Genomic DNA, 26,873 nt, shown 5'->3' on the forward strand with positions numbered 1-26,873 from the left:
TTGCCATGCTGGAATAGCCAAGCTGTAATTTCGAGCTGCGAACCTCGTCCATCTTCAATTCGGAACGAAAGCTGACTCCTCAGGTTGACCCGATGCCTCATCGGCACGAAATCAGTTTCGCAGGAGGGACAAAATGAAGAAGGAAGATGGACGTATAGTTGAAACCACCATGGAGGCGCGCGGCGCCGAACGTGGGCCTACCGTGCGTAATGTCCTGGTCTGGAGTACCGGACTTGTGGTGATCGGATTCGCGGCAGTCTACCTGCTCTATTTCTAGGCCACTTCCAACCCGACGGGCCATCCCAAGGAGCATATGGATTCCCAGGCGGATCAGCGCGCGATCGAAAGGGATGAAACAGGATCGAACATAGATGAATCGAACGAGCGGATCACCTAGAGCGTTTCGAGCGAAGAAGTGGATATCGGCTCGCGTGAAGAAAACGCCTCAAAGAAACACAGCCTCCCGGTTCTGATTCAATCAGAAGCGGAATGGCTCTAAGCATGGAAGCAGCCGTCAGAGAAACTGTCCTCGGGCTTTGACCCGGGGATGGTTCGCTTGAAGATTAGCTGTCAGATCGAGCGTCCTGGGCACGCTGAAAAGTTCGCTCCCGTTTTTTATCAGAAGCGAAGTCGTTGTCGGCGTTACCCGCCACATCCTAATTATTACGGTCGCGCAATCCCTTGACGCCGCTGTTCTCCGCGCAATGGTCGCAGCAATAGAACCTGCCTTCCGATTCAAGCCCATGACCAACGATCCGAATCCCACAGTGCCCGCAAACAGGGGCAAGCGCATGGATCGCGCATTCGAAGCTGTCATACGTATGGGTTTTGCCATCCATCGTGACCTGGAATGCCTTGTCGTACTCGTTTCCGCAGGTTTCGCATTGAGACATTTTTCTCTCCGGCCGCTTGAGGACGTTGTCGCGCATGATCAATTGCCCGCGACGAAATCTGTTCCACGCGGCGAGTTCCTCAGCTGAACACCTTTTGCGTCGCGAACGAATGGTGGGCGGTCTCGATCAATAGCCCGTCATTTCTAGGTAGCCGACACCCCGGTGGGTGCCGGTGAAGCTGACCGGACCTTCCCAATAGGAAAAGCGCGTTCCCATCCAGCTTGCCGGATTCAGCGGGACGGTGTCGATCGTCATTCCCCGATCTTGAATGATGATACGCCATCCTGTCGGCATCCTGCGACCTGCGACCTCCGTCGTGGCTGTCGGGATCATGTCAGCGGTTCTGGGAGAGAGCGCAGCCGACCGTCCATCCGAACCGATCCAGTTGCCTGTAAGGTAAGGTTCTCCGCGTGTTTGCCGTAACCGATACAGCATCAGCTTCTCGCCGGTTTCGAGGTGCAGCGAGAACCAGTCCCATCCCGTCTGATCCGGGGCCAGCGGCTGACTGCTCCATTCTCGATCCATCCAGGCCTGCCCGATGACATCGGCGGACCTGCCGTCGATCGTGACGGTCCCAGCCGCCGTGAAGTGCGGCTGGCTGTAATAGTAGGATGCCTGTCCGCGTTCGGATTTCACGCTGTGGCCGGCGTCGCCCTGGAGCACGAGAGCCTTGTCAGCTTCAAGCCGCAGTACGTAACTGAACTCCGCGCTCGATGCATTGACCTCAAGCGGCGCAACGTTCATCGCCGACACGCGATCGAGCCCGCGCATTCGCCATGAATCGATCCAGGCGTGAAAAGGGTCTGCATCCACACCGGCTTGGCCCACGCCGCCGCGCGCAAACGTTTCGCCACAGCGATGCGCGTCGGCGCGAGTGACGGCGGCATGGCCCATCCAGACATGCTGGTTCGCCCAACCTTCGCGTTGCGGTCCCGGCTGAATCGCCTGGCGAAACAACGTCCACTGAATACCGAGCGCATCGCCGGCATGATCTCTAAGGTTGGCCGTGAGGTACCACCATTCGATCCGGTAATCCGGATGCGGGCCGTGATCCCGGGGAAATTCAAAACTCTTTCCGGGCATGACGGAAGCGAACCCGGACGCATCACCCCCAAGTCCCGCGAAGTTCTGCGCCAGCGAGGCGCCACGCCCGAAGCCGAGAAAGGCAAGTCCCGTCGCAAATGCGCGGCGCGAGATTTTTGGACTAGCGCTCATTGGAAAATATCCTGATCAGCGCCGCCGGAGGCATGCGCGTCAGCCGAAGGAGCGGAATCAACATCGCCAGCAGCGACGCAAGCATCGCCACAACGACAAGCTCGGCGAGATGCAGCGGAAAGACATGGAACGGCAGACGCCAGCCGAATGCTCTGACGTTGACAACAGCGATCAGGCACCAGGCCACCAGCAAGCCGAGCGGCAGCGCCAGCATCGCCGTGATGAACGCGATGAATACCGTCTTGAGAAACTCGATGCCGGCAAGCTGCCGCCTTGTCACCCCGAGCGCCCATAGCGGCGCCAGTTGAGGAAGACGGGAATGGCTGAGCGTCAACAGGCTGGTGAGCAGCGCCACTCCGGCGACACCGAGCGTAAACGTGTTCAGTGCAGCGGTCACGGCGAAGGTGCGGTTGAAAATTCCTTTCGATTCCATCTTCAACGTCGACTGATCGGAGAGACGGCTTTCGTCGAGATGAAATGCCTTGCGCATGTCATCGATCAGCGGCGCAATCTTGCCCGGCGATACGCGCAGGCCGAACCGGGTCCGCGGCAGACCTGGAAATCGATCCGTGAAGGCGTCGATGTTGACCGCGATCTGCCCTTTAGGGTTGCCGTAATCGGCATAGATCGCCGCGATGCGCAAAGACCAGTCGCCAGTGGGCGCGCCGACATCCAGCCGGTCGCCAGGCCTTAGCTTCAGCCTTCTTGCGAGTTGCTCGCTCACGAGTGCGCCCTCGCCCGACTTAAGGTCGTCCCACGCATTCGGCCGCGACTCCAGCAACGGCCAGAGGTCGCGATAGGTGGCGTGGTCGGCGAGACCAAGAATCTCCACCGGCCGGCCGCCGATCCCGGTCTCGGCGCGACCGCTCGGCAGGATGGCTGTTACCTCCTGGCGGGCGCGCAGGCTCGCTTCGATATCGCGCGCCTGAGCCTCACTCATCGCGTTCACATAGACGTCCGCGGCAAGCCGACCATCCAGCCATGCGGTGAAGGTCTTGCTGAAACTCTCCACCATGGTCCCGACTCCAACGTTAACCGCGAGCGCGAGCAGCAACGCCATCAACGCCAGCGACAGTCCGGGAAGCTGCTGGCGGCTGTCCGCCCAGAACCACAACACAAGCGGCCGCCGCGAGCTTCGCTCGCCGATACGCAGCAGGAATGCGAGCAGCACGGGAAGCACAAGCGCGGCGCCCACAAGCAGCAACCCCAGCACCACAAATCCCGAAATCAGCGACTCGCCGAGGATCAGGACGATGATGGCTGCGACAAGCATCGCGGCGGCCGTGACGCCTTGCCAGCCCAGCCATTGCCGCTGCGATTGCCGCCATGCATAAGGCTGCGCCGCCGCGAGCACCGGAAGCCGGATGACTTTCAACAGGCTCGTCGCCGACGCCGCCAATGTACCGATGGCGCTCATCGCCAGACCCGCGACCCACCATTCGGGCCTGAGGGCCAACGCTCCGGAAACCCGCGCGCCATACAGCCCCTGCAGGCTCGCGGCGACGTTGGGCAGCAACCCCGCGGCGATCAGATATCCGCACACCAGTCCGACCAGGCCGCCGGCGATGGCGAGGACCAGCAACTCGATCAGCAGCAAACCATTCAGCCTCCTCGATGATACGCCGCAAGCGCGCAAGGTCCGGAACATCGGCATGCGCTGCTCGAAGGCCAGACCTATCGCCGAATAGACGATAAAGAGTCCCACAAGAAACGACAGCAGCCCGAAGGCCGACAGATTGAGATGAAAGCTGTCGGTCAGATGTTCAAGATCGGTTCCGGCGTCCGCCGCGACATACCGCAGCATGTCACCGGTGACGGCTTCAAGCGGCGGCGACCGGCTGCGCGCGTCCGCGACCAGCAGACGGGAGAGTTGGCCTTGCAGGTGAAGAATGCCTTGCGCCGCTCCGATATCGACGATCACGACATCCGGCGCGAGTTGCGCGTGAGCCCTAAGTGGCGGCAAGGATGCGCCGTCGTCCGTGCGCAAGCCCGCGCCTTCCGTGCCGGCCAGCGCGATCAATGTCTCCGGCGCGACCAGAGCCTCGCCCGGAGGCGCGATGAACGATTTCAGATCCGGCGCTCCGATCGCCGGAATCGATCCCGCCTGCGCGGGAAACGTCACCGGCTCGATCCCCAGCAAGCGCAATGGCCTTCCCTGAACACGAACCCGCCCTTCGACGACGGGCGAGACTCGCCACCCCGCGCGCCGGAGATCAACGAAAAGCTGCTGAGAGAATGTGGAGCTACGCTGCCCGACCAGCATCGCGGTTCGGGGGCCGCCAAACACCGCCGCGGCCCGATCGTAGCTGGCGCGAGCCTGATGGTTCAACGCCTCCACGCCGCTCCACAAAGCAGTCGCGGAGATCAAGCCCACCATGAGCGTCATCAATTGCAGCGGATGCCGGCGCCAATGGCTGAGCAGAACCGCAAGGACCCAGTATCCCTGCTTCACGCAATCCGTCCGGCGCTCAGTCGAACTTTCCGGTCCAGCTTCGCGGCCAGCCGCGTGCTGTGCGTCGCCATAAGGAATGCGCATCCGGTCCGCTTGACGAGATCAAGCGCGATGTCCGTCACATCGTCGGCCGTCGCCTCATCGAGGTTGCCGGTAGGCTCGTCAGCGAGGAACAGAGACGGCCTGACCGCAAGCGCGCGCCCGATCGCGACCCGCTGCTGCTGGCCGCCCGAGAGTTGTTCGGGATAACGCTTCAACAGAGTGCCGAGGCCCAGCCGATCGACAAGTTCGTTTTGCCAATGGCCGTCATGGCGGCCGGCGATACGCGACTGGAAAGCCAGGTTATCGGCGATCGTTAAGGAGGGGATCAGATTGAACTGTTGAAAAACGAGTCCGATCCGGTCGCGCCGGATCGCCGCGCGATCCCGGTCCGACAATGCGGTCACCTCCGCGTCATCGATCCGGATCGAGCCGCCGTCCGCCTCGTCGAGACCCGCGATCAGATGCAGCAGGGTGCTTTTGCCGCTTCCCGATTCACCGGTCAGTGCAACGCTCTCACCCGCGACGACATGCACGCAGACCCCGCGAAGAACGGCGATCTTCTCCTGCGCCGAACAATAGGTCTTGGTCAGGTTCTGGATAGCCAGCATCGGCGCTTGCGGAATGGGCCTCGCCGCCCCGTCCGTCGTGGACGAAATATCGACCATCGTGCGCATCACTCCCTTTTCCTGGCCTCGCAACCTGGAGCCTTTCCGCTTCTGATTGAATCAGAAGCGGGGCTCTATGATTTTGTTTTGACGCGTTTTCTTCACGCGAACCGGTATCAATCCTCAGGTCAAGCCCGAGGACATGCTTCGCTCGAAAACGCTCTAGCCTCGCAAGTGACACCTTGATCCCGACGCTCCGTGTTCAACCTGCTTGTGAGCACACTCATCCGAAACCACAGTCAAAGCGTTGAATAGCAAAGCTACATCTTGACCGTCACCTTGCGGTTCTCGCCAAGGTTCGGCTTCTTGCCGGTCAGCTTTGCCTTGGCAAACTCGAAAGCAGTCGCGACGCTGCTTGCCGGGCCATCCCATAGTTCCGCGGTAGAGGGGTCAATCTGCAACAGGCATACGCTGGGATCTGCGGGTCCCCCCGGCCACCATACTTCATCTGTCTTGCGCCACGCCGCCCTGGTCATTTCGGCATCGCGAATGATGCAGGCTTGCCCGGTGATCGACAGGTAGGCTTTATCGCTCGAACCGATAAAGGCGAGGCCGATGTCCGGCCTTGCCTTTATCTCCTCCTCCTTCGGGCTGCGAATATCGGTCACGAAGAAAATCAGACCGGCGTCGCGATCCGGCCTTGCTTCGAGCGGCCGCGCGCGCAGCCCACCGGCGAATTGCGTGGTCAGCATGCAGACGCCAACTTTTTCAACGATGTCCCAAACCCGGTCGATGTCATTTTTCCTGCTCATGGCGAGACTCTTCAAGCTGCGAACCTTGATGCGATGATGCTCCATCATCATTAAGACGCGACTGAAGGATTATCTCCAAAAGCATCGCGAGATCGCGGACTGGCTGCCGACCACCGAAACAGCGTGCCCGGAGACATCCATTGATCAAATATCACCCGTTCACGACGAGGCCTTGACGCCCCCGGCCCGGTTCACGCGCGCCGGCACGAGCCTGTCAGGAAGGCAGGTGGAATCCAGTGAGAGCCTTTCGTTTCTGATCCAATCAGAAGCGAGGCTGTCCGGTCTTGATGTGATGCGTTTTCTTCACGCGAACAGCTCATCCCATCGGCTCGCCGCGAATAGGGCGCGAGCGCCGGAAACGACCGCTATTGAAGTCTGGAACGTGTGTAAGCCAACCTTGGGAACAGAGGCTCGTCCCTGGCGTTCTATGCCATTCATCATCCGGAGGTACCGATGGCTGACGCTCGCCACCCCGATCGCCGTTATGACCGCAGTTCCAGATTGGTAAGCAACCCCGGATCTACGATGGCCGAGCGCTTTCTCTCTTACGTCAAACGCTTCTGCCCTTACTTGAAATAAAGGCCCGGCGGGTCCTACAGGACCGAGCCGGGCCGAACGACGGTGTTTTCCTGCTCAGTGAGCAGGAATGGGCTTTCCAATCGGGTGAATCGGTTTGGCGCTCCTGAAACCGACGCGCGAGAACGAAACATAAAACGCGGCGATATTCATCAGCGCCCAGATCGCGAAACCCAACGTGTAGCCGCCCATCAGATACTTGCTGCCGGCAAGGATCGCGGTCATGGTGAACCCGCATGCTGCGCCGGCGGCCTTGGCCAACCCGCTGACCGCGCCGACGTGCACGAAGTACATGGGGATCAGCTTGACGACGGCCGCCGCCGCGGCGCCGGACAGCGCCGCAAGCGCGAAGATGACGCCCAGTTCGATGGTCAGCTGTCCGCCGTCAGGGCTCTTGAGACAGTTTAGGAGTTTTCGGGAAGGGAGGATTTCTGGATCATCGCAGCCAATTTGGAGCGCAGATGAGACAGAAATCCGGGCCGGAGAAAGCACCGGCAGAGCAGGTCGTGAAGGACATCCGCCGGGCAACGCGCCGGCAGTTCTCGGCTGAAGAGAAGATCCGCATCGTGCTGGAAGGCGTGCGCGGCGAGGAGAGCATCGCCGAGCTGTGTCGGCGCGAGGGGATCGCCTCGTCGATGTATTACGGCTGGTCGAAGGAGTTCCTCGACGCCGGCAAGCGCCGTCTCGCTGGTGACACGGCCCGCGCCGCGACGTCGGACGAGGTGAAAGAGCTGCGCCGTGAGGCGCAGGCCCTGAAGGAGGCCGTGGCCGATCTCACCCTGGAAAACCGCCTGCTGAAAAAAAGCATGCTCGCGGATGGGGAGGACGACACATGAGGTATCCTGCATCCGAAAAGGCCGAGATCATTCGCCTGGTCGAGGCCTCGCATCTGCCGGCACGGCGAACCCTGGACAAGCTCGGCATCCCGCGCGCCACGTTCTATCGCTGGTACGATCGCTATCTCACCGGTGGGATCGAGGCTCTGGCCGATCATCGCTCGCGGCCGGATCGTGTCTGGAACCGGATTCCTGACCCAATCCGGGCCGAGATCGTCGAGCTGGCGCTGCGCGAAACGGAGCTGAGCCCGCGCGAGCTGGCGGTGCGCTTCACCGACGAGAAGCGCTACTTTGTCTCGGAGGCGTCGGTATATCGGCTGCTGAAGGCTCATGATCTCATCACCAGCCCAGCCTATATCGTCATCAAGGCGGCGTCTGAGTTCAAGGACAAGACGACAGCGCCCAACCAGCTCTGGCAAACCGACTTCACCTACCTGAAGATCACGGGTTGGGGCTGGTATTATCTCTCGACCGTGCTCGACGACTTCTCCCGCTTCATCGTCGCCTGGAAGCTCTGCGCCACGATGCGGGCGGATGACGTCACCGCCACGCTCGATCTGGCTCTGGCGGCATCGGGGCTCGACCAGATCGCGGTCGCGCATCGGCCGAGGCTGTTGAGCGACAACGGCGCCTCATACATCTCGGCCGAACTCGCTACCTGGCTCGACGGCAAGGGCATGAAACACGTTCGCGGCGCGCCGTATCATCCCCAGACGCAGGGCAAGATCGAGCGCTGGCATCAGACCCTGAAGAACCGCATCCTGCTGGAAAACTACTATCTGCCCGGCGACCTTGAACGGCAGGTCGCGGCCTTCGTCGAGCACTACAATCACGGCCGCTATCACGAGAGCATCGATAATCTCACGCCCGCTGACGTCTACTTCGGCCGCGGGCAGACCATCCTCACCGAACGCGAAAGGATCAAACGCCAGACCATCCACCAAAGACGCTTGCAGCATCACCTGCAGGCCGCCTAACCTCAAACCCAGATGAGCCAGAACCTCCGTTCCCGTGACCCCGGAACAGTCTCAATTCATCTGACGACGGACAGTGAATGGAAAATGGACATCGGACTGGCAACCGGTCCAGGCCAAGGATGAAAAGGGCGGCTTTGTCCGTCAGACGTCCAGCTTCCGCAACTGGATCACTCCCGATGGAAGCGCCGGACCGAGCGGAGAAAGTGGCTTCCCCGCGGAACGCGGCCGCTACCATCTTTATGTCGCGTTGATCTGCCCGTGGGCCTCGCGCACACTCATTGCCCGCAAGCTGAAAAAGCTTGAGGAAGTTGTTTCGGCGTCCGTCGTGGAGCCGGTATTGACCGACCAGGGATGGCGCTTCGGCGATTATCCGGGCGCCGGGCGGGACGAGGTCAACGGCGCGACCTATCTGCACGAACTCTATACACGAGCCGATCCGGAAATCTGCGGGCGCGCGACGGTCCCGGTCCTCTGGGACAAGAAACGCAAGACCATCGTCAACAATGAATCCGCCGAGATCGTTCGCATGTTCAACTCGGGATTCGCCGGGTTGGCAGATGACAGCGTCGATCTTTATCCGCAGGGGCTCCGTAGCGCGATCGATGCGCTCAACGACCGCATCTACCCCGCGCTCAACAACGGCGTTTACCGCGCCGGCTTCGCCACGACGCAAATCGCCTATGACGAGGCGTTCGACGACGTCTTCGCGATGCTGGACCTGTTGGAAAACTATTTGGCGAACCGTCCGTTTCTGCTCGGCCCGCGCTTCACCGAAGCCGACATCCGCCTGTTCGTGACGCTGGTGCGTTTCGATACCGCCTATCACGGTCTTTTCAAATGCAACCTGCGGCGCCTCTCCGAGTACCCCAGCCTCACCGCCTATCTCAAACGTGTGCTGGACGTTCCCGGGATTCGCGAGACGGTCAGCATCGATCACATCAAGAGAGGGTATTATTCCATCAAGTCACTTAACCCGAACGGCATCGTCCCGAAAGGTCCGGATCTCAGCCACCTTGGCCTTTGATGTGAAGAGGATGCGCCCGCAGGGGCCATGGATATCATGCAAGTCGTCGCGTATACGCTCGACGATTTCGAGACGCCGGGATGCGGGCGGAAAACCGCTGCACGATTCTCATCATCCCGTCTCCTCATCCCGCTCTGGCTGCGTGCGGCGGTCTCAGATCAGCGAGGCCACCGCTTCCAGCCCGATAATACGCGCCAGCGCACGCACCTCCCGCTTCTGATCTTCCCGCAGCCTCGTCAACAGCGGCTGCGCCGCGACCTTTATCTGCTCGATCTCGCCGGCGCGGAGCGCGGGTTGCTTGCCCGGCGCCGAACGCCGCTCATGGATTTTCTGGGCGGTCTCCCGCAATGCGCGTTCCACGGCGGGCCAGTAAGGCTCCTGCCCCGGCGTCAGCCGCAGCCTTCCCTTCAACGCCGCGATCTGCATATCGCTGAGCAGCGAGTAGTCCTTCTGGACCAACTGGCTTGCGAGTTTAGGCCGCGGACGTGGCAGCGGCGGTTCCTCGATCGGCGGCGTCGAAGGTAAAATCTCGGCATCGAAGGGAGAATCGGTTGCAACCGCCGGCCGAAGCGCTTCCGGCAACGCGCCCTCGGCGTCAGGCGTCCCAGCTTGAAGCATGACCGGAAGCCTGTCTGCCTTGCGCTCGCGATTGGCCGCCGATTCGAGCGGCTCCCCTTCCGCGGACTGCGGGGACGGCGCAGCCACGAACCGAACCATCAGAACGTTGCCGTGGCCGAATATCTCCGCCAGCGCCACGCCTGTGACGACGCAGCACGCGAGCGCGAGAATCGTCATCGTCCGCGTCAAAAAGGATCTCCGGTTTCAATTCACGAGCGCGGCTGATTGATCCTCACAACGCGCTATGAATCAAGGCTTGCCGTGCAAGACGGAACCGGGCGGCTGTTTATTCCACATCGGGAATCCCGCCTCTCGGGCGCGGCCAGAGCATTTTCCGGCGAAGTGGATACCGGTTCGCCGCAAAAAAAGCGACCAGACAACCATTTCTAGAGCATGGTCCGATTCGACTTGATCGGATCATGCTCTAGAACGGGATGAGGAAAAGTGTGGTGCGATTTCCGCCCGCATCCCGCGTCTCAGAATTTTGGATCGATTCGATCCAAACCATCGTGATCGAACGCCCCAGAGGTCAGGCAGCCAAAGTGTAGGCATCCTGGATGTCGGCGACGAGTTCGGAGGCCTCCCAGATGGCATCTGGCGGGACCGCGCTCATGCTGACGGTCCAGTTCGCGCCGCTACGGGTTTTCGGCGTGCTGACGACGTCGAACCTCACCTCGCGACACAAGGGATGCCTGCCGAACGCTATGGCCACTCGTGCCTGCAATTCCTGGATGGTCGCCGGTATTTTCCGCGGCCCGATATCGCATTCCATGGCCTTTTTGCCCCGCCCGACGGTCCCTGGCCTTTCTCGCGGCAAGTGCATACCGTTCACGGGCAAAATTTGCCTCGATAGTGGTTAATGTGTTGTTAATACGGAACCGTCTGGTCCTTCACTCGGAGAACGGTGCCCGCCACGTTGCGGAGGCCTTTTGGAACGACGCCGGTTGAACGCTCGCCGCGGCGGCCCGACCCGGCCGATTACTTGGTCCGCTTGAGTTCCTCCAGCACCTCATCGATGGTCGCAAGATGCGTTTCCACGGCCTGGCGAACCAGCGTGTAGGGCTTGGGATCGTCGGGGTCGTCGGCCCTTCGAACAACGAAGCCGCGTTTGAAGGCCATCGTCCTCGCCTGCCTGAATTTTTCCAGGTCATCATTGATCGTCATCATCATGCTCCTCCCTTCTCCACCGTTAAAAGGCGGCATCGCCCGAAACTGCGGCCTCCATCTATTCCAACTCCGCCCTGCTCATCAACGCATCGGTTCGCGGAGGCGCGGGGAGCGCGGCCTCATTTTCTAGATCAAGCGGAACGCGATCACGAACCCGAGGACGATAACGGCAGCGCCAATCGCCGCCCAAAGGCCGAGCCGCTTTTCGATCTCGCGGCGAATGGCTTCACCGTAACGGTCGAGCACGACCGCGACGATGAAGAACCGGCCGCCGCGGGCGATGATCGAGCACAGGATAAACAGCCAGACGTTGTATCCCGCAAAACCCGAGGTGATGGTGACGAGCTTGTAGGGAATCGGCGTCAGGCCCTTGCCGATGATGATCCACGCGCCCCATTCCGCATATGACGCGCGAAACGCCTCGACCTTGTCGCCAAGCCCATAGAGATGAATGAGCCACTGGCCGACCGAGTCATAAAGGAGCGCGCCGATCGCATAGCCAAGCACGCCGCCGGCGACCGAGGCGATCGTGCATACGGTCGCGAACAGCCAGGCGCGTCGTGGCCGCGCCAGCGCCATCGGCAGCAGCATGACATCGGGCGGCACTGGAAAGAATGAGCTCTCGGCGAAAGCCACGGCCGCCAGAATCCAGAGCGCATGAGGCTTGTCAGCGGCGGCGATGCACCAGTCGTAGGTCCGTCTCAGCATGGCGCGATCAACCATTACGTGGCCGATTTGTCCATGGCCCACACGAAGATTCAGCGACGCCTGCACAACCGGTGAACATCGATCTCCGCGATCGGCTGCCCGCACGATAGGCAGCGCCGCCGTCGTTCCGCGTTGCCGATCCCGACGCAGCGCAGGAAGTCGAGCCTCACGCGCGCGATATCACGGGGGTCATCGCACATTCAGATCGTCTCTGATAAAGTACACCGCGTTACGGTCGCGCGCCGCGGCCCAGCCACCGAACTGCCGCAGTATCTTCATGCAAGTGCGTTCTTTGCGTCGTCTCTGGTGTATCCTGCTTGTGCTCGTGAGCGCGGTCGGCGTTGCATGTCCCGGCGTTGCGGACAATGGGGCCGACGCCGGCGCGCCAACCCAGATCAGGTTCTCGCTCGACCGCCCGATCGATGCCGCCGTGGCTCCGGTGGTTCTGGCATCGACCAGGGGACTGTTCCGCGCGGAAGGCCTGAGCGTCACGACGGCCGCGGCCGCCGACACCGCTGATGCGATTGCGCGTGTCGCGGCCGGCAAGAGCGATCTGGCGCTCGCGGACATCAACGCCCTGATCCGCTTTCGCGATCAGCGGGGCGCGCCCCCGGTCAAGGCCGTGTTCGTGCTGTTCGACAAGGCGGCTTACGCCTTCATCGCTCGCAAGAGCCGGGGCATCAACGCCCTTGCCGACATCGAGGGCAAGACAGTCGGCGTCATCGAGGGCGATCCTTCCATCAGGCTGTGGCCTGCGCTGGCGCGGCGGAACGGCCTGCGGCTCAAAACCGTGAAGTTGCAGCAGATCTCCCCGGCCGTTCGTGAACCGATGCTGTCGGCGGGCCAGCTCGACGCCATATCCGGCCTGTCGTACCTGTCGGCGATCGACCTGCGCGATCGCGGCATCCCGGCCGACGATATCGCGGTGCTGAGATTTGCCGACTACGGCTGCGCGGCCTACGGCAAGGCGCTGATCGTCAACCCGGCGTTCGCCGCCGGCAAGCCGGAAGCGGTGAAGGCGTTCCTGCGCGCGGTGATCGCCGGGCTGCGGCTCACCATCAGGGAGCCCGCGAAGGCCGTGGATGACGTGCTGGCTCAGATGGACGGCGGATCACGCGCTGTGGAGCTGGAACGCCTGCATACGGTCCTCAGCGACAATATTCTCACCAGCGAGGTCAGGCATAGCGGCATCGGCGGCATCGATCCGGCCCGGTTCGAGACGTTGCTCGACCAGATCGCCGAAGACTTCAGATTCCGCAATCGTCCGGCGGCTACGGATATCTTCGACAGCAGTTTTCTGCCCCCGGCCAGCGACCGCAGGATCACGCAGGTTGAGTGAGCGGCACGGGCCGCTATATTCCAGCGTCGGCCTCTGATTAGATGCCGTCTGCCGTCCGGCGCATTCTTCATCCGCGCCGGAATTTCTCAAGCTTTGCTTCCGATGGAATCAGAAGCAACGGTACGGACTGTTGCTCTGACTCGTTTCCTTCACGCGAACCGGCATCCATCCTGGGGTCAAGCCCGAGGACATGCTTCGCTCGAAAACGCTACAGCATCGCGATTCACAAGAGCCTTGCCTGATGTCGATGGTCCGCCTTTACACGCGCGTTCTCGAACTGCTCGGCGCGGAAGCGCGGCTCGGCTGGATCCTGGCCGGCGCCAACCTGCTGCTGGCGGGCGCGCAGTTCGCCGAGCCGGTGCTGTTCGGCCGCATCATTGACGTCCTGTCCGGCAATCCAGCCTCCGGCCTCTTTGGAATGGCCTCGACGTCACCCTGGCCGCTGCTGGCGGTTTGGGCGGCCTTCGGCCTGTTCACGATCCTGTGCGGCGTGACCGTGGCCCTGCAGGCCGACCGTCTCTCGCATCGCCAGCGTCAGGCCGTGCTGACCGGCTATTTCGAGCACATCATGCAGTTGCCGCTCGCCTACCACGCCGGCACCCATTCGGGACGGCTGATGAAGGTGATGCTGCAAGGCACGGATGCGCTGTGGCGGCTGTGGCTCGGATTTTTCCGCGAGCATTTCGCGGCGATGATGTCGCTCGTCGTGCTGCTGCCGCTGTCGCTCTATATCAACTGGCGGCTGGCGATCCTTCTGTTCGCGCTCTGCATCGTATTCACGATGCTGACGACGCTGGTGGTTCGCAGAACCTTCGACATGCAGAACGAGGTGGAGGCGCATTTCAGCGATCTTTCCGCGCGGGCCTCCGACGCCCTCGGCAACGTCGCGCTGGTGCAGAGCTTTGTTCGGGTCGACGCCGAGGTGCAGGGCCTGCGGTTCGTCGTCGACAAGCTGCTGTCTGCGCAGATGCCGGTGCTGTCGTGGTGGGCCGTCGTCACCGTGATGACGCGCGCCTCCACCACCATCACCATTCTGGCAATCTTCACCGCAGGCATCGCGCTGAACCAGCGGGGAATGACGTCGATCGGCGAGATCGTGATGTTCGTGAGCTTCGCCACCATGCTGATCCAGAGGCTGGAGCAGGTCGTTTCCTTCATCAACAGCGTGTTCATGGAGGCGCCGCGTCTTAAGGAGTTCTTCGACGTGCTCGACGCCGTTCCGGCCGTGCGCGACCGGCCCGACGCCGTCGATCCCGGACGATTGCAGGGACGCGTTGAATTCAACGACGTGTCGTTCTCCTACGACAGCAAAAGGCCGGCGGTCGCGAACCTGTCGTTTGTCGCATCGCCTGGGGAAACCATCGCGCTGGTCGGCCCGACCGGCGCGGGCAAGTCCACCGCCGTCGCGCTGCTGCACCGGGCGTTCGATCCGCAATCCGGCATCATCAGGATCGACGGCATGGACATTCGCGACCTCACGCTCAGCGGGTTACGGCGAAACATCGGCGTGGTGTTCCAGGAGCCGTTGCTGTTCAACCGCTCGATCGCCGAGAACCTCCGCGTCGGCAAGCCCGACGCCACCGACGAGGAGATGCGGCTCGCCGCCGGACGTGCCCAGGCGCTGGACTTCATCGAACGCGGCGAGAAAAAATTCGATACGCATGCCGGCGAGCGCGGGCGAATGCTGTCCGGCGGCGAACGGCAGCGGCTGTCGATCGCCCGCGCCCTGCTGAAGGATCCGCCGATCCTGATCCTCGACGAGGCGACCAGCGCGCTGGACGCCGTGACCGAGGCCAAGGTCAACGCCGCGCTCGACGAGGTGATGAAGGGACGCACCACATTCGTCATCGCGCATCGGCTGTCCACCATACGGAACGCCGCGCGAATTCTGGTTTTCGCGGATGGCCGCGTGATCGAAAGCGGAACTTTCGGCGAACTCCTGGCGAACGGAGGTCATTTCGCCCAACTCGCGAAAGCGCAATTCATGACGCAGGAGAGTACCCAGGCAGACCTGTCCTCATCGCGAACCAACCCGGCCGTCGAAATTCGGCCCCTTTCGTTGGGGAATTAGGCTGAGGACCATCTGTTCTGGCCTGTCGGGCTGGTATAGATTGGAGCGGCCGCGACGACGGCGCCCGGACACGCTTGAAACCCAGCCGCGTATTCCGCAAAAATGGATGCCGGTTTCGCGATCAGACGACGCGCAGCTACCGACCGAGCGCATCTTCTGACGCCTGACCGGACTCCATCGGAAAATGCTCGAGAAGCAGACCGTCTTGCTGAAAGAGGGTCTTAAAGGACCGGATCGACCGTGCATTCTTCCATCTTCCCGTTTCGCAAATGGCTACCGACCTGCATCGTCCTCGCGGCCGTGGCGCTGGTTACGCTCGCGCCATCCCGCACAGTTCATGCCACCGAAGCGCATCTGCTGATCGAAGCGGATACCGGAAAGGTGCTGGAAGCCGAGAATGCCACCTTTCCCTGGTATCCGGCCTCGGTCACCAAGCTCATGACCGCTTACGTCACGCTGACGGCGGTCAAGCAAAAGCGCCTCACGCTCGACACGCTGTTGACGGTATCGCCGACCGCCGCCGCACAGTCGCCATCGAAGATGGGCTTTCGGCCGGGCACCCAGGTGACCGTCGACAACGCGCTGAAGATGATGATGGTGAAGTCGGCCAACGACATGGCCGTGGTGCTTGCGGAAGGCGTCGGCGGGTCGATCGACGGTTTCTCGGCCGAAATGAACGCGGCCGCGCAGCGGCTTGGCATGACGCAGTCGAGCTATGTCAACCCGAACGGCCTGCCCGCCGACGGCCAGATTTCCTCGGCGCGCGACATGGCCATTCTCGCGCGCGCATTCATTCACGATCTGCCCGAATACGAATATTTCGTGCACATCCCCTCGATACGCTACGGCCGCAGGGTGACGCACAACTTCAACAAGCTGATCGGACGCTTTCCAGGCGCCGACGGCTTCAAAACCGGCTTCATCTGTGCCTCCGGCTACAATCTCGTCGCATCCGCCACGCAGAACGGCAAGCGCCTGATCGCGGTGGTGCTCGGCGCATCGTCGGGTACGATGCGGGCTGTGCGCGCCGCGCAGATGCTGGAGCGCGGCTTCGCCAATAACTCGCTGTCGTGGCTGCGACCGGCGCTCGGCACCGTCGACAGGCTGGCGCCGATCGCCGCGACGCCTCCCAATCTGCGCGATGAAATGTGCGGGCCGAAACGCAGGCATCCCGCCAGCGACGAGGATAACGATGTCGTCGCCAACACGTCAGCGACAAGCGCCGCCGTGATGTCGTTCTTCGCGACCGGCGCGCAACCGCCGACGCTTCGGCCGGTGGACATGATCGCGGCCGCCCCGGCGCCCTCGGATCCCGTCATTGTCTATACCGGACCGACGCGCACCGGCGCCGCCATCGCCGCCGCGGCGGAAGCCGACGCCGCGCGCGACGCTCCGCCGAAGAGCAAGAAGCCTGGCAAGACCGCCCGCGACAAACCCGCGCCGAAAGCAGAAGCCAGAGAAAAATCAAAGAACCGGGTCTCGATCACCATCGACCCCAAGTCCGCATCCAAGTCCACGCCCAAGTCCACAAAGCCCCCGGTCAATACCAAGCCCGCCGCCAGCCCATCCGCCAAGCCCAAAACCGCTGAAGGCAAGTCCAAACCCTAGCTGTTTAGTCACGCCGTTTTACTGAGCTTCATTGTTGTTGGATTTATTGTTCTGATCGGGATTGCTGGCCTATCTACCGAGCATCGCGGTCCCTTAAAAATAGAAAACCCCGCCGGAGCGGGGTTGAGTTCGTAAGCGAATGCGACGAATACGACGCTACCGTTAATCAGTCATATTTCAACGCGGGGCCCAGTATCCGCTCGGATGGGGACCCGTCCCCAAACGGTGGCATGCACCGCCTGGACCTCGGTAATTGCGAGTGCCACAGCCCTCACCGCGATGGCTTCCTGCAAAATTTCCGCCAGGATTGGGACCGCGTCCGAACCGATGACATGCGCCTCCCGGCCCGCGATAACGTCCTTGACCGCACCCGTCGGCAACCTGAACGATGTCCGTGGACCATCCCGGCGCGGAGGCAACCGGCATCGCCTGCAACGGCGTCGAAAGGAGGGAGAAAGCCGCAAATGCAAACGCAACTCTGAGGGCATTCATTATTGCCTTCTCCATGTTCTTCCCTCCGGAGCGGGGTTTTGCTCTGAGCAAGAAGCCGAAGCCGCCAACCTGTCTGGCGGATCAGGGGACTATAAGAACGGGGATAGGTGCGGTTGCAAGAACCTCGGCGGTTTGGCTGCCTAAAAGGACACTCTTGATCCCGCGGCGTCGATGAGAGGCCATGACGATCAGGCTGCATCCATTCTTCTTCGCCACATCAACAATAGCTGCGGCCGGTGAGACGTTCTGGGTATGGAGTGTCTCGACGGTCAATCCTATTTTTTCTGCCGCTGCTTTGGCTGCCGAAAGGATAGCTTTTGCATGCCGCGTGTCGGCATCTTCAAGCCGATCCGGATCCATACCAACCTTACCCCATTCGCTTTCACCAATAGAGGGAACGGGCGACTGCTCTGTCACAGTGATGATTGTAACCTTGCCGCCATATCCGTCGGCCAGCGACAGACCATAGTCGACACCTTTCTGTGCCAGTTCGGAGCCATCAGTAGGAATGAGAATATGACTGTGCATAGCGAGACCCCTCAGCCCTCAAAAACCCGCGATGATCATAACCATCACCTCTCAACTCAACAAGGAGCCCTTTCTCCCCGCGCACTCCATCATCAGCCACCAAACGGCAGCAGCGTGGCACCAGCGCCTAGACTCGTCTAGCTGTTGTTTTAACACGTTTTCTTCACGCGAGCCGGCATCCATCCTCGGGTCAAGCCCGAGGACATGCTTCGCTCGAAAACGCTATAATAACAGGCGGCAAACGCCGCACAGGCGAACCCTGCACGTTGGCCTCCAGACCATTTCGGGCCTGCCGACGGAATAAACCGTTAAGCTTGCTGCGGCGGTATTCGCGCGTCGTGATCGCGCAACTACTTGCCTTGGACTGCCGCCTTGCCCGATATTCCCTGCACAAGACATTCTCTTTCCCTTGAACATGGGATCACCGGGACGTCACATGGATCGCATCTGGCTCAGGCAATATCCCGCAGGCGTGCCCGCCGACATCGACGCTTCGCAATACGCTTCGTTGATCGAGTTGCTGGAGGAGAGCTTCGCCAGGTTCAGCGACCGCAAAGCTTTCATCTGCATGGACACGGCGATGACCTATCGCGAGATCGACGAAACGTCGCGTGCTCTCGGCGCTTACCTGCAGAGCCTGGGACTGAAAAAGGGGGCGCGCGTCGCGCTGATGATGCCGAACGTGCTGCAATATCCGATCTCGACGGTCGCCGTGCTGCGCGCCGGCTATGCCGCGGTCAATGTCAACCCGCTCTACACGCCGCACGAGCTTGAATATCAACTCAAGGATTCCGGCGCGGAAGCGATCATCGTGCTGGAAAACTTCGCAGCGACGGTGCAGCAGGCGATCGGTAAAACCGCCGTCAGGCACGTCATCGTCGGCAGCATGGGTGACCTGCTCGGCTTCAAGGGCCTGATCGTCAATTTCGTTGTCCGCCACATCAAAAAGATGGTGCCGCCATCATCGATTCCGCACGCCGTCAAGTTCAACGACGCCCTTGCCGCGGGGCGCGGCATGGCGCTGGCCCGGCCCGAACTCGCGCCTGACGATGTGGCCTTCCTGCAATATACCGGCGGCACAACCGGCGTCTCCAAGGGAGCGACGCTCCTTCATCGCAACATCCTCGCCAACATGCTGCAGAATGACGCGTGGCTACAGCCGGTGCTGAAAAAGCCGCCGGTGATCGATCAGCTTTTCATCGTCTGCGCCCTGCCGCTCTATCATATCTTCGCGCTGACGGCGTGCTTCATGCTGGGAATGCGCGCGGGCGGAGTCAATCTGCTAATCCCGAACCCGCGCGACATTCCCGGACTGGTGAAAGAACTGAGGAAGTATCAGATCAACTGCTTCCCGGCGGTGAACACGCTTTATAACGCTCTGCTCAACGCGCCCGGTTTCGAGCAGGTCGACTTCTCCAAGCTGAGGGCGTCGATCGGCGGTGGCATGGCCGTGCAGAAGGCCGTGGCGGAGAGATGGCTGAAAGTGACGGGATGCCCGCTGCTGGAAGGCTACGGTCTTTCGGAAACCTCGCCGACGCTGACCTGCAATCCCGCCGACGGCGACAAATATACCGGCTCCATCGGGCTTCCCCTGCCGTCGACATACATCTCCATCCGCGACAATGACGGGAGGGAGATGCCGCTCGGCGAGGCGGGAGAAATCTGCGCCAGCGGGCCACAGGTCATGCCGGGCTATTGGAACAGGCAGGACGAAACCGCGAAGGTGATGACGGCGGACGGCTTCTTCCGCACCGGCGACATCGGCGTCATGTCCACGGACGGTTACACCCGGCTCGTCGACCGCAAGAAGGACATGATCGTGGTCTCCGGTTTCAACGTCTACCCGAACGAAATCGAGGACGTGATCGCAAGCCATCCAGGCGTGCTCGAATGCGCCGTGATTGGAGTCAAGGACGAGAGGTCGGGCGAAACGGTCAAGGCGTTCGTAGTCAGGAAGGATCCTGATCTCACGCGCGAGGAAATCATCAAGTTCGCCCGGACGGAATTGACGAACTACAAGGTGCCGAAACAAATCGAGTTTCGCGATTCCCTGCCGAAAACCAATGTCGGCAAGATTCTCCGCCGCGCATTGCGCGACGAGAACAAGACGGCGGCGTGAGGCGGATACGGCCCTGCCCAACTGAAACTTTCCAATGGAAAAGTTGTCCGCGCATGCGTGGACAACGAGAACAGCAAAGCGTTGCATCATGAAATCCGAAAGCACGTCCCTCCCCTCTCCCGCCGATGTCCTCGCTTTCTGGCGCGCCGCCGGACCGGGCAAATGGTACACAAAGGACAACGCGTTCGACGTTGAGGTGAGCCGTCGCTTTCTTCGGCTTTGGGAAGCCGCCGGCGCGGGCGAACTCGCAGAATGGGAGAAGACCGACGACGGCGCGCTGGCGCTCGTCATCGTGCTCGACCAGTTTCCGCGCAACATGTTCCGCAGCGACGCCCGGACCTTCTCGACCGACGACCAGGCGCTGGCCGTCGCCGAGCGTGCCATCGCCCGCGGCGCCGACACGCGCATAGAGGCCGACCTTGTCGAGTTCCTCTATGTTCCCTTCATGCATTCCGAACGGCTGGCGGATCAAGACCGTTGCATTGAGCTGTTTCGCACCCGCGGCCGACCCGAGAATCTCAAATTCGCAGAAATCCACGCCGACATCATTCGCCGGTTCGGCCGTTTTCCCCACCGCAACCTTGTGCTCGGACGCGCGACGAACGCGGAAGAGCAGGCGTTTCTCGATACAGGTGGATTCGCCGGGTAGCTTTTCAGCCGCGCGTTGTGTTCGCCGGGGCCTTGATGACAGCGCCGTGAGCGCGTGACGATTGCCGTTTCGCGGCTATGGAATACTGTATGTTCGTCCCTCCACGCCCACCGCCATTCCAGGAGATTTGACGATGACCATCAAAGTTGGCGACTGCCTGCCCAACGCGACGTTCCGCATCATGACCGAGGACGGAGTTCTAACAAAGAGCACCGACGATATCTTCAAGAGCAAGAAAGTCGCGTTGTTCGCGGTGCCGGGCGCCTATACCGGCACCTGCCACAAGCAACACCTTCCGAGCATTTTCGCCAGCGCCAACGCCATCAAGGGCAAGGGCGTGAACGAGATCGCCATCGTCTCCGTGAACGACGTCTTCGTCATGAACGCGTGGAAGCGCGACACCGACCAGCGAAACGAGGCCACGTTTCTCGCGGATGGCAACGCCGAATTCGCAAAAGCCATCGACATGACGTTCGATGGTTCCGAGAAGGGGCTCGGCATCCGCTCGAAGCGCTATTCCATGCTGGTCGAGGACGGCGTTGTGAAGACGCTGAATGTCGAGGACTCACCCGGCAAGGTCGAGGTCTCCGGCGGCGACAAGCTGCTCGGGCAGCTTTGAAAGCCCATAACGCTCACACTTCAACATCGTCATGGGAGGGCTCGCCCCGGCCATGACGATCCCGGGCGATCAAACCGTTCGCATCAACTTGGCCATCGCAACGCCCTCGCGCGCAAGCTGATCGGCGCGCTCGTTTTCGCTATGGCCATCATGGCCCTTGATCCAGTGCCAGCGCACCTGATGCGGCTGCAGGGCGGCGTCGAGCCGTTGCCAGAGGTCCACGTTCTTCACCGGCTTCCTGTCGGCCGTGCGCCAGCCATTGCGCTTCCAGCCGTGAATCCAGGCGGTGATGCCCTGCCGCACGTACTGGCTGTCGGTGGTGAGATCGACAAGCGCCGGACGTTTCAGCGCCTCTAGCGCCGAGATCGCCGCCAGCAATTCCATCCGATTGTTGGTGGTGTGCGGTTCGCCGCCCTTCAACTCTTTCTCGATGTCGCCGAAACGCAAGATCGCGCCCCAGCCGCCGGGCCCCGGATTGCCTGAGCAGGCGCCGTCGGTGAAAATCGTGACATGCGGAAGCGCGGGCGAATTCACGCCACCGGCCCCAATATCGCGACGCCGTAATCGCGGACGCCACCGACCCGCTGCTGGAAACGCAGCTTACGGACATATTCGAGTGGGTCTTTCGGCTTCACCAGCGCGCCCGCGGGGACGTTGAGAAAATCAACCAGCCGCGTCAGCAGGAACCGCAGCGCGGCGCCCCGCGCAAGCAACGGCAGCGCCGCCTGCTCGGCCTCCGACAGCGCGCGTTCCCGATGATAGGCGCCAAGCAGCGCGCGCGCCTTGGTGACATTGAAGGCATGATCCGGCTCGAAACACCATGCGTTGAGGCAGATCGCGACGTCATAGGCGAAGAAATCATGGCACGCGAAATAGAAATCGATCAGCCCCGAGAGCCTGTCGCCGAGAAACAGCACATTGTCGGGAAACAGGTCGGCATGGATCACGCCGCCAGGCAACTCCTGCGGCCAGCGCGCCTCGAGGTGGTCGAGTTCAGCCTTGAGAAAATCGTGCAATCCCGGCTGCACCGTATCGGCGCAAGCTCCGGCCTGTTCGAACAGCGGCCGCCAACTCCACACCGACAGCGCGTTGGCGCGCCTCATGGAGAAGTCGCGGCCCGCGAGATGCAGTTTCGCCAGCGCCGCACCGACCGCGGCGCAATGAGCGACGTTCGGCTTCCGTGGCCACACGCCCTCGAGAAAATCGATGATGGCGGCAGGACGCCCCGCGAGGCTGCCGAGAGTTTCGCCGTTTCTGGTCCTGACCGGCTGCGGACACACGATGCCATGGGTCGCCAGATGACCCATCAGGCCGAGAAAGAACGGCAGGTCGTCGATGGCGACGCGCTTTTCATAGAGCGTCAGGAAAAACGATCCGGAGGTGGTGTGCAGCAGATAGTTGGAGTTCTCGACGCCCTCGGCGATGCCCTTGTAGGACAGCAGTTCGCCGATATCGTAGGCTTTCAGAAAATCCGCAAGCTCCTCGGCGGCGACGTCGGTGTAGACCGCCATCTCATATCCCCGTTCCGGTCATGGCAGTGCGATCGCGTTCTCGCGCGAAGCGGATGACCTGTTCGCGTGAAGAAAACGCGCCAAAACAAAATCATAGCCTCGCTTCCGATTCTATCAGAAGCGGAAAGGCTCTAGGCGGCGTCCGGCCGCAGCGAGCGGGGCAGCGGGAAGAACTCGTTTTCTTCCGCGGCCGAGACCGTCTCCACCTCGAGTTCATAGCGCGCCGCGAATGCATCCATGATTTCCTCGACGATGACTTCGGGCGCCGACGCGCCGGCGGTGATGCCGAGGCTTTTGATCCCCTCGAACATGCTCCAGTCGAGATCGCCGGCGCGCTGCGCAAGCACAGACACCTTGCATCCCTCGCGCTCGGCAACCTCGCGCAGCCGTTGCGAGTTGGAGGAATTAGGCGCCCCGACCACGATCAGCGCGTCGACCACCGGCGCCACCTTCTTGACGGCCAGCTGGCGATTGGTGGTGGCGTAACAGATGTCTTCCTTGTGCGGCCCATGAATGTTGGGGAAGCGTTGCTTCAGCACCGCCACGATCTCGGCGGTGTCGTCGATGGACAGCGTGGTCTGGGTCACGAACGCCAGATTATCGGCATCCTTCGGCGTGAATTTCTCGGCATCCTCGGCGGTCTCGATCAGGGTCACCGCACCCGCCGGCAACTGCCCGACGGTGCCGACGACTTCCGGATGATGAGAATGCCCGATCAGCAGAATCTCGTGGCCTCGCTTGAAATGGATCGCCGCCTCGCGGTGAACCTTGGTCACCAACGGACAGGTGGCGTCGAGCGAGAAGAAATTGCGCCGCTGAGCATCCGCGGGAACCGATTTCGGCACGCCATGAGCGGAGAAAACCACTGGCGCCGTGGTGTCGTCGGGAATCTCCGCCAGTTCCTCGACGAAAATCGCTCCCTTGGCGCGAAGGCTGTCCACAACATAGCGATTATGGACGATTTCGTGACGCACATACACCGGCGCTCCATAAAGCGTCAGCGCACGTTCCACGGTGTCGATCGCCCTGACGACCCCGGCGCAGAAGCCGCGGGGCGAACAGAGCACGATTTTAAGTTTCGGTTTAGCATTCATGAGGCGATCCGGGACCGAATCACCCATACCGACAGGGCGGGAACGGCCAATAATGATGACTTTGGACGGCTTTCGGGCGCTGTCAAGACAGCCCCCCAAACCGGAGGTTCGACGGAGCAAACCATTGCGCGGCCGACCTCCGGCAGCATATATAGACTCCAATTCCCGTCATCGTCGATGACCAAAAGGCTTTGCCCCGAGGGTTGGGCAGAGCGCAAAGGAGATTTGCCATGAGCAATGCACCGCTGATGCCGAAAGCGACTGCCGTGTGGCTCGTCGACAATACCGCGCTGTCGTTTGATCAGGTCGCCGACTTCACCAAGATGCATCCCTTGGAAGTCCGCGCCATCGCCGACGGCGACGCCGCCCAGGGCATCAAGGGCATGGACCCCATCTCCACCGGCCAACTCACCCGCGACGAGATCGAGAAAGGCGAGAAGGACCCGGATTACCGGCTGAAGCTGAGCGAGAGCCGGGTGGTGCTGCCCCCGGCAGCCAAGAAAAAGGGACCCCGTTATACTCCGGTGTCACGCCGCCACGAGCGGCCGAGCGCGATCCTCTGGCTCGTGCGCAATCATCCGGAACTGAAGGACGCCCAGATCATGCGTCTGGTCGGCACCACCAAAACCACGATCGCCGCTGTGCGCGACCGTACCCACTGGAACGCCTCGACCCTGACGCCGATGGATCCGGTGACGCTGGGCCTTTGCTCGCAGATCGAACTCGACTTCGAGGTGCAGCGCGCCGCCAAGGAAAAGCCGACCGATCAGCAGTATGGCGGCGCCACCCTGCTGCCGGCATCCGAAACCACGCGCAAGGATGGCGGGTTCGAGCCGACCGAGAAGCAGCAGGAAGACCTCAACGTCGACGCTGTATTCGCCAAGCTGAAGACAATCGGCGGCAAGAAAGCCGAGGATGAGCAAACAGAGTAAAGGCGTTCAGACTTGACCGGTTCACGGCGTGGGTTCCGCGCCACGAGATCTCAGCGATCCCGATCCGGCAAGGCAACGTACCGGACGCCGCTTCCATGGCCATGACGGACCATCGGGACAGGCGCGCCGCTGAACGCCGTTACTGCCCGTTCAGCATCCGCTCGGCGAGATCGCGGTGGGAGCGTTCCATCCGATCCGATCGCGTGGCGGCGACGTCGCGATTCTTGCGGCAGGCGGTGTAGGCCGCCGATCCCTGCGGTCCGCCGTGCGTCTGACAGTACGCATCGTCATCGCCCTGGGACAGCGCGCTCGGATTGTGCCGCTCAAGATTAGCACATCCGCCCAGGGACAGCACAGTCAGCGACAGTACGGCCAAAGCGATGACCGCGCGCGTGGATGTCGTCCGTCCCATGATTGTCCCCGCATTGCCGGAGCCTGGAGCATGATCTCGAAAGGAGAAACTTTCGACAGCATCGTGGTCCACTGAAAAGAGCACTTCAGCCTGATACGATGCAGTTGAATTGGGAGCTTTTTGAGGACTGCCGGGAGAAAGGCTCCGTCGCCATGCAAGACGACGGAGCAGTACATCCGGGGCTGGACGATCGGGAGGATGAATCGTCCCAGTTCGAACCGGATGGTGTCATGTTACGAGGCGCGAATTACGAGGTGCAAAGCTGCTCCTCGGCAAGGCCGTCCCCGGAACGCGCCCTCACCGCACGGAAGGCGGCGATGTCGCGTGATCGGCCTCGGCGCGGTCCAGCCGAAAAGCCGGGCCACGCCAGAGCCGGATCTATCACTCGGCGGCGACCGCCGTTTCACCAATGCGCGGATCAAGCTTGCCGGCGCGGTAGAGCTTGGCCATTTCAGCCAATGGGATCACCTTGATCTTCGAGGCATTTCCGGCCGTGCCGAACTGCTCGAAACGCTCGCGGCAGAGGTCGCGCATCGCATCCATCGCGGGTTTCAGGAACTTGCGCGGATCGAACTCGCTTTTGTTGCTGGCCGCGACTTTCCGAAATACCGCGGTCATGGCCAGCCGGCAGTCGGTGTCGATATTGACCTTGCGGACGCCATGCTTGATGCCGCGAACGATTTCCTCGACCGGTACGCCCCAGGTCTGCGGCATCTCGCCGCCGTACTTGTTGAACTCATCCTGCAGATGCTGCGGCACCGAGGACGAGCCGTGCATCACCAGATGAGTGTTGGGAAGGCGACGGTGGATTTCCTCGACCACCTTCATAGCGAGAATGTCGCCGTCCGGCTTGCGCGAGAACTTGTAGGCGCCGTGCGAGGTGCCCATCGCGATCGCCAGCGCATCGACCTTGGTGGCGCGGACAAAATCCACGGCCTGGTCCGGATCGGTCAGCAACTGATCGTGACTGACCGGACCTTCGATGCCGTGTCCGTCCTCCTGCTCGCCGCCGCCATGCTCGAGCGAACCGAGCACGCCCAGTTCGCCTTCCACCGAGGCGCCGACCCAATGCGCCATGTCGACGACGCGGCGGGTGATGTCGACGTTATACTCATAGTCCGCCGCGCTCTTGGCGTCGGCCTTGAGCGAGCCGTCCATCATCACTGAGGTGAAGCCATATTTGATCGCGGTGGCGCAGGTCGCTTCCTCGTTGCCGTGATCCTGATGCATGCACAGCGGAATGTGCGGATACATCTGGTCCAGCGCGTCGATCATGTTCGCCAGCATGATGTCGTTGGCGTAGGAGCGTGCGCCCCTGGAGGCCTGGAGAATGACCGGAGCGTCGACGGCGGCCGCCGCCTCCATGATGGCAAGGCCCTGCTCCATATTGTTGATGTTGAACGCCGGAACGCCGTAGCCGTGTTCCGCGGCGTGATCCAACAACTGTCTCAAAGTTATGCGCGCCATGTCGGTTCCCTCCCCATCTGGCTATCGTGAAAAGACATCGCGTTTGACGCGATCGTATTCTTGGCCACGTCCCCTCCTGGCGCCATCGGGGTTGACGATTCCGGACA

26 protein-coding genes are annotated in these 26,873 nt (G+C 61.7%); 10 read left to right on the forward strand and 16 right to left on the reverse strand.

From position 1 onward, the window contains the following. Positions 1-133 precede the first annotated feature (133 nt). The gene (locus NWI_RS18020; RefSeq protein ID WP_181410331.1) at positions 134-277 is read left to right on the forward strand and encodes a hypothetical protein; all 144 of its coding nucleotides are present in this window, start codon (positions 134-136) and stop codon (positions 275-277) included. Positions 278-656: 379 nt separating this feature from the next. Here the strand turns inward: NWI_RS18020 and NWI_RS13855 are convergent, their stop codons facing one another. The 6 genes from NWI_RS13855 to NWI_RS13880 form a co-directional block, all read right to left on the reverse strand. After that, the gene (locus NWI_RS13855) at positions 657-929 is read right to left on the reverse strand and encodes a hypothetical protein (protein ID WP_244374918.1); all 273 of its coding nucleotides are present in this window, start codon (positions 927-929) and stop codon (positions 657-659) included. 90 nt (positions 930-1,019) lie between these two features. Next, positions 1,020-2,108 (reverse strand): lipocalin-like domain-containing protein, encoded by a 1,089-nt coding sequence (locus NWI_RS13860; protein WP_011315869.1) that lies wholly within the window; start codon positions 2,106-2,108, stop codon positions 1,020-1,022. Next, positions 2,098-4,560: an ABC transporter permease gene (locus tag NWI_RS13865; RefSeq protein ID WP_011315870.1), complete on the reverse strand. Its 2,463-nt coding sequence runs from the start codon at positions 4,558-4,560 to the stop codon at positions 2,098-2,100. Before NWI_RS13865 ends, NWI_RS13860 begins: the two co-directional genes overlap by 11 nt. Continuing rightward, positions 4,557-5,210, reverse strand: a complete 654-nt coding sequence (locus tag NWI_RS13870) for an ABC transporter ATP-binding protein (RefSeq protein ID WP_041345660.1) — start codon at positions 5,208-5,210, stop codon at positions 4,557-4,559. The genes NWI_RS13865 and NWI_RS13870 overlap by 4 nt, the downstream gene beginning before the upstream one ends. A gap of 317 nt (positions 5,211-5,527) precedes the next feature. Continuing rightward, a complete protein-coding gene (locus NWI_RS13875; RefSeq protein WP_041345661.1) occupies positions 5,528-6,019 on the reverse strand; it encodes a pyridoxamine 5'-phosphate oxidase family protein in 492 nt (163 codons plus the stop codon). 633 nt (positions 6,020-6,652) lie between these two features. Next, complete coding sequence (locus NWI_RS13880; RefSeq protein WP_244374919.1) at positions 6,653-7,087, reverse strand: hypothetical protein; 435 nt, start codon at positions 7,085-7,087, stop codon at positions 6,653-6,655. Here NWI_RS13880 and NWI_RS13890 point away from each other — a divergent pair. After that, positions 7,057-8,408, forward strand: a protein-coding gene (locus NWI_RS13890; RefSeq protein WP_148203808.1) for an IS3 family transposase whose coding sequence is annotated in 2 segments (ribosomal slippage) — positions 7,057-7,393 and positions 7,393-8,408 — 1,353 coding nt in all. Because the reading frame shifts where the segments join, the coding sequence is not laid out codon by codon here. The genes NWI_RS13880 and NWI_RS13890 overlap by 31 nt on opposite strands. Positions 8,409-8,481: 73 nt before the next feature. Then, positions 8,482-9,432 (forward strand): glutathione S-transferase family protein, encoded by a 951-nt coding sequence (locus NWI_RS13895; protein ID WP_011315874.1) that lies wholly within the window; start codon positions 8,482-8,484, stop codon positions 9,430-9,432. A gap of 153 nt (positions 9,433-9,585) precedes the next feature. Here the strand turns inward: NWI_RS13895 and NWI_RS13900 are convergent, their stop codons facing one another. The 4 genes from NWI_RS13900 to NWI_RS13915 all read right to left on the reverse strand — a co-directional run bounded on the left by NWI_RS13900 (position 9,586) and on the right by NWI_RS13915 (position 11,925). Beyond that, entirely contained in the window at positions 9,586-10,239 is a 654-nt protein-coding gene (locus NWI_RS13900) for a hypothetical protein (protein WP_011315875.1), read from the reverse strand. A gap of 340 nt (positions 10,240-10,579) precedes the next feature. Continuing rightward, on the reverse strand, positions 10,580-10,822 hold the full coding sequence (locus tag NWI_RS13905) for a hypothetical protein (RefSeq protein ID WP_041345662.1): 243 nt from the start codon (positions 10,820-10,822) through the stop codon (positions 10,580-10,582). Positions 10,823-11,028: 206 nt separating this feature from the next. Then, complete coding sequence (locus tag NWI_RS13910) at positions 11,029-11,214, reverse strand: hypothetical protein (RefSeq protein ID WP_244374920.1); 186 nt, start codon at positions 11,212-11,214, stop codon at positions 11,029-11,031. A gap of 129 nt (positions 11,215-11,343) precedes the next feature. Then, positions 11,344-11,925, reverse strand: coding sequence for a YqaA family protein (locus NWI_RS13915; RefSeq protein ID WP_041345663.1), 582 nt, complete (start codon positions 11,923-11,925; stop codon positions 11,344-11,346). Between the two features lie 277 nt (positions 11,926-12,202). Here NWI_RS13915 and NWI_RS13920 point away from each other — a divergent pair, with 277 nt between their 5' ends. From NWI_RS13920 to NWI_RS13930, 3 genes are all read left to right on the forward strand, one after another. Further along, positions 12,203-13,264 (forward strand): ABC transporter substrate-binding protein, encoded by a 1,062-nt coding sequence (locus tag NWI_RS13920; protein WP_011315879.1) that lies wholly within the window; start codon positions 12,203-12,205, stop codon positions 13,262-13,264. 241 nt (positions 13,265-13,505) lie between these two features. Further along, the gene (locus NWI_RS13925) at positions 13,506-15,335 is read left to right on the forward strand and encodes a glucan ABC transporter ATP-binding protein/ permease (protein WP_041345132.1); all 1,830 of its coding nucleotides are present in this window, start codon (positions 13,506-13,508) and stop codon (positions 15,333-15,335) included. A gap of 240 nt (positions 15,336-15,575) precedes the next feature. After that, positions 15,576-16,943 carry a D-alanyl-D-alanine carboxypeptidase family protein gene (locus NWI_RS13930; protein ID WP_011315881.1) on the forward strand — a complete coding sequence of 456 codons (1,368 nt, stop codon included), beginning with the start codon at positions 15,576-15,578 and terminating at the stop codon, positions 16,941-16,943. Positions 16,944-17,516: 573 nt separating this feature from the next. Here the strand turns inward: NWI_RS13930 and NWI_RS13940 are convergent. Then, positions 17,517-17,963: a universal stress protein gene (locus tag NWI_RS13940; protein ID WP_011315882.1), complete on the reverse strand. Its 447-nt coding sequence runs from the start codon at positions 17,961-17,963 to the stop codon at positions 17,517-17,519. Positions 17,964-18,399: 436 nt separating this feature from the next. On the opposite strand from NWI_RS13940, the gene NWI_RS13945 reads away from it, so the two are divergent. The 3 genes from NWI_RS13945 to NWI_RS13955 all read left to right on the forward strand — a co-directional run bounded on the left by NWI_RS13945 (position 18,400) and on the right by NWI_RS13955 (position 21,350). Then, a complete protein-coding gene (locus NWI_RS13945) occupies positions 18,400-20,082 on the forward strand; it encodes a long-chain fatty acid--CoA ligase (protein WP_041345136.1) in 1,683 nt (560 codons plus the stop codon). Positions 20,083-20,170: 88 nt separating this feature from the next. Further along, a complete protein-coding gene (locus NWI_RS13950) occupies positions 20,171-20,731 on the forward strand; it encodes a DUF924 family protein (protein ID WP_041345138.1) in 561 nt (186 codons plus the stop codon). Positions 20,732-20,864: 133 nt separating this feature from the next. Further along, a complete protein-coding gene (locus tag NWI_RS13955; protein WP_011315885.1) occupies positions 20,865-21,350 on the forward strand; it encodes a peroxiredoxin in 486 nt (161 codons plus the stop codon). Positions 21,351-21,419: 69 nt separating this feature from the next. Here NWI_RS13955 and rnhA read toward each other — a convergent pair whose 3' ends face one another. The 3 genes from rnhA to ispH all read right to left on the reverse strand — a co-directional run bounded on the left by rnhA (position 21,420) and on the right by ispH (position 23,955). Next, the gene (gene rnhA, locus NWI_RS13960) at positions 21,420-21,884 is read right to left on the reverse strand and encodes a ribonuclease HI (protein WP_011315886.1); all 465 of its coding nucleotides are present in this window, start codon (positions 21,882-21,884) and stop codon (positions 21,420-21,422) included. Further along, positions 21,881-22,861: a homoserine kinase gene (locus NWI_RS13965; RefSeq protein ID WP_011315887.1), complete on the reverse strand. Its 981-nt coding sequence runs from the start codon at positions 22,859-22,861 to the stop codon at positions 21,881-21,883. The genes rnhA and NWI_RS13965 overlap by 4 nt, the downstream gene beginning before the upstream one ends. Positions 22,862-22,992: 131 nt before the next feature. Continuing rightward, positions 22,993-23,955, reverse strand: a complete 963-nt coding sequence (gene ispH / locus NWI_RS13970; RefSeq protein WP_041345139.1) for a 4-hydroxy-3-methylbut-2-enyl diphosphate reductase — start codon at positions 23,953-23,955, stop codon at positions 22,993-22,995. Positions 23,956-24,185: 230 nt separating this feature from the next. Between ispH and NWI_RS13975 the strand changes: the two genes are divergently transcribed. Next, a complete protein-coding gene (locus NWI_RS13975) occupies positions 24,186-24,887 on the forward strand; it encodes a DUF1013 domain-containing protein (RefSeq protein ID WP_011315889.1) in 702 nt (233 codons plus the stop codon). Positions 24,888-25,026: 139 nt separating this feature from the next. Here NWI_RS13975 and NWI_RS13980 read toward each other — a convergent pair whose 3' ends face one another. Together NWI_RS13980 and fba are read right to left on the reverse strand one after the other, a co-directional pair. Further along, positions 25,027-25,299 carry a hypothetical protein gene (locus NWI_RS13980; RefSeq protein WP_041345141.1) on the reverse strand — a complete coding sequence of 91 codons (273 nt, stop codon included), beginning with the start codon at positions 25,297-25,299 and terminating at the stop codon, positions 25,027-25,029. Positions 25,300-25,680: 381 nt separating this feature from the next. Then, entirely contained in the window at positions 25,681-26,766 is a 1,086-nt protein-coding gene (gene fba / locus NWI_RS13985) for a class II fructose-bisphosphate aldolase (RefSeq protein ID WP_011315891.1), read from the reverse strand. Positions 26,767-26,873 lie beyond the last annotated feature (107 nt).

This window comes from Nitrobacter winogradskyi Nb-255 (assembly GCF_000012725.1).
In the GTDB taxonomy this organism is placed as follows: domain Bacteria; phylum Pseudomonadota; class Alphaproteobacteria; order Rhizobiales; family Xanthobacteraceae; genus Nitrobacter; species Nitrobacter winogradskyi.

Excerpts from the sequence above, each read along its gene's own strand:
- NWI_RS18020 (WP_181410331.1), top strand. The coding sequence starts at position 134 with ATGAAGAAGGAAGATGGACGTATAGTTGAAACCACCATGGAGGCGCGC.
- NWI_RS13855 (WP_244374918.1), bottom strand. The coding sequence starts at position 929 with ATGCGCGACAACGTCCTCAAGCGGCCGGAGAGAAAAATGTCTCAATGC.
- NWI_RS13860 (WP_011315869.1), bottom strand. The coding sequence starts at position 2,108 with ATGAGCGCTAGTCCAAAAATCTCGCGCCGCGCATTTGCGACGGGACTT.
- NWI_RS13870 (WP_041345660.1), bottom strand. The coding sequence starts at position 5,210 with ATGCTGGCTATCCAGAACCTGACCAAGACCTATTGTTCGGCGCAGGAG.
- NWI_RS13875 (WP_041345661.1), bottom strand. The coding sequence starts at position 6,019 with ATGAGCAGGAAAAATGACATCGACCGGGTTTGGGACATCGTTGAAAAA.
- NWI_RS13905 (WP_041345662.1), bottom strand. The coding sequence starts at position 10,822 with ATGGAATGCGATATCGGGCCGCGGAAAATACCGGCGACCATCCAGGAA.
- NWI_RS13910 (WP_244374920.1), bottom strand. The coding sequence starts at position 11,214 with ATGACGATCAATGATGACCTGGAAAAATTCAGGCAGGCGAGGACGATG.
- NWI_RS13915 (WP_041345663.1), bottom strand. The coding sequence starts at position 11,925 with ATGCTGAGACGGACCTACGACTGGTGCATCGCCGCCGCTGACAAGCCT.
- NWI_RS13920 (WP_011315879.1), top strand. The coding sequence starts at position 12,203 with ATGCAAGTGCGTTCTTTGCGTCGTCTCTGGTGTATCCTGCTTGTGCTC.
- NWI_RS13925 (WP_041345132.1), top strand. The coding sequence starts at position 13,506 with ATGTCGATGGTCCGCCTTTACACGCGCGTTCTCGAACTGCTCGGCGCG.
- NWI_RS13940 (WP_011315882.1), bottom strand. The coding sequence starts at position 17,963 with ATGCACAGTCATATTCTCATTCCTACTGATGGCTCCGAACTGGCACAG.
- NWI_RS13945 (WP_041345136.1), top strand. The coding sequence starts at position 18,400 with ATGGATCGCATCTGGCTCAGGCAATATCCCGCAGGCGTGCCCGCCGAC.
- NWI_RS13950 (WP_041345138.1), top strand. The coding sequence starts at position 20,171 with ATGAAATCCGAAAGCACGTCCCTCCCCTCTCCCGCCGATGTCCTCGCT.
- NWI_RS13955 (WP_011315885.1), top strand. The coding sequence starts at position 20,865 with ATGACCATCAAAGTTGGCGACTGCCTGCCCAACGCGACGTTCCGCATC.
- NWI_RS13965 (WP_011315887.1), bottom strand. The coding sequence starts at position 22,861 with ATGGCGGTCTACACCGACGTCGCCGCCGAGGAGCTTGCGGATTTTCTG.
- ispH (WP_041345139.1), bottom strand. The coding sequence starts at position 23,955 with ATGAATGCTAAACCGAAACTTAAAATCGTGCTCTGTTCGCCCCGCGGC.
- NWI_RS13975 (WP_011315889.1), top strand. The coding sequence starts at position 24,186 with ATGAGCAATGCACCGCTGATGCCGAAAGCGACTGCCGTGTGGCTCGTC.
- NWI_RS13980 (WP_041345141.1), bottom strand. The coding sequence starts at position 25,299 with ATGGGACGGACGACATCCACGCGCGCGGTCATCGCTTTGGCCGTACTG.
- fba (WP_011315891.1), bottom strand. The coding sequence starts at position 26,766 with ATGGCGCGCATAACTTTGAGACAGTTGTTGGATCACGCCGCGGAACAC.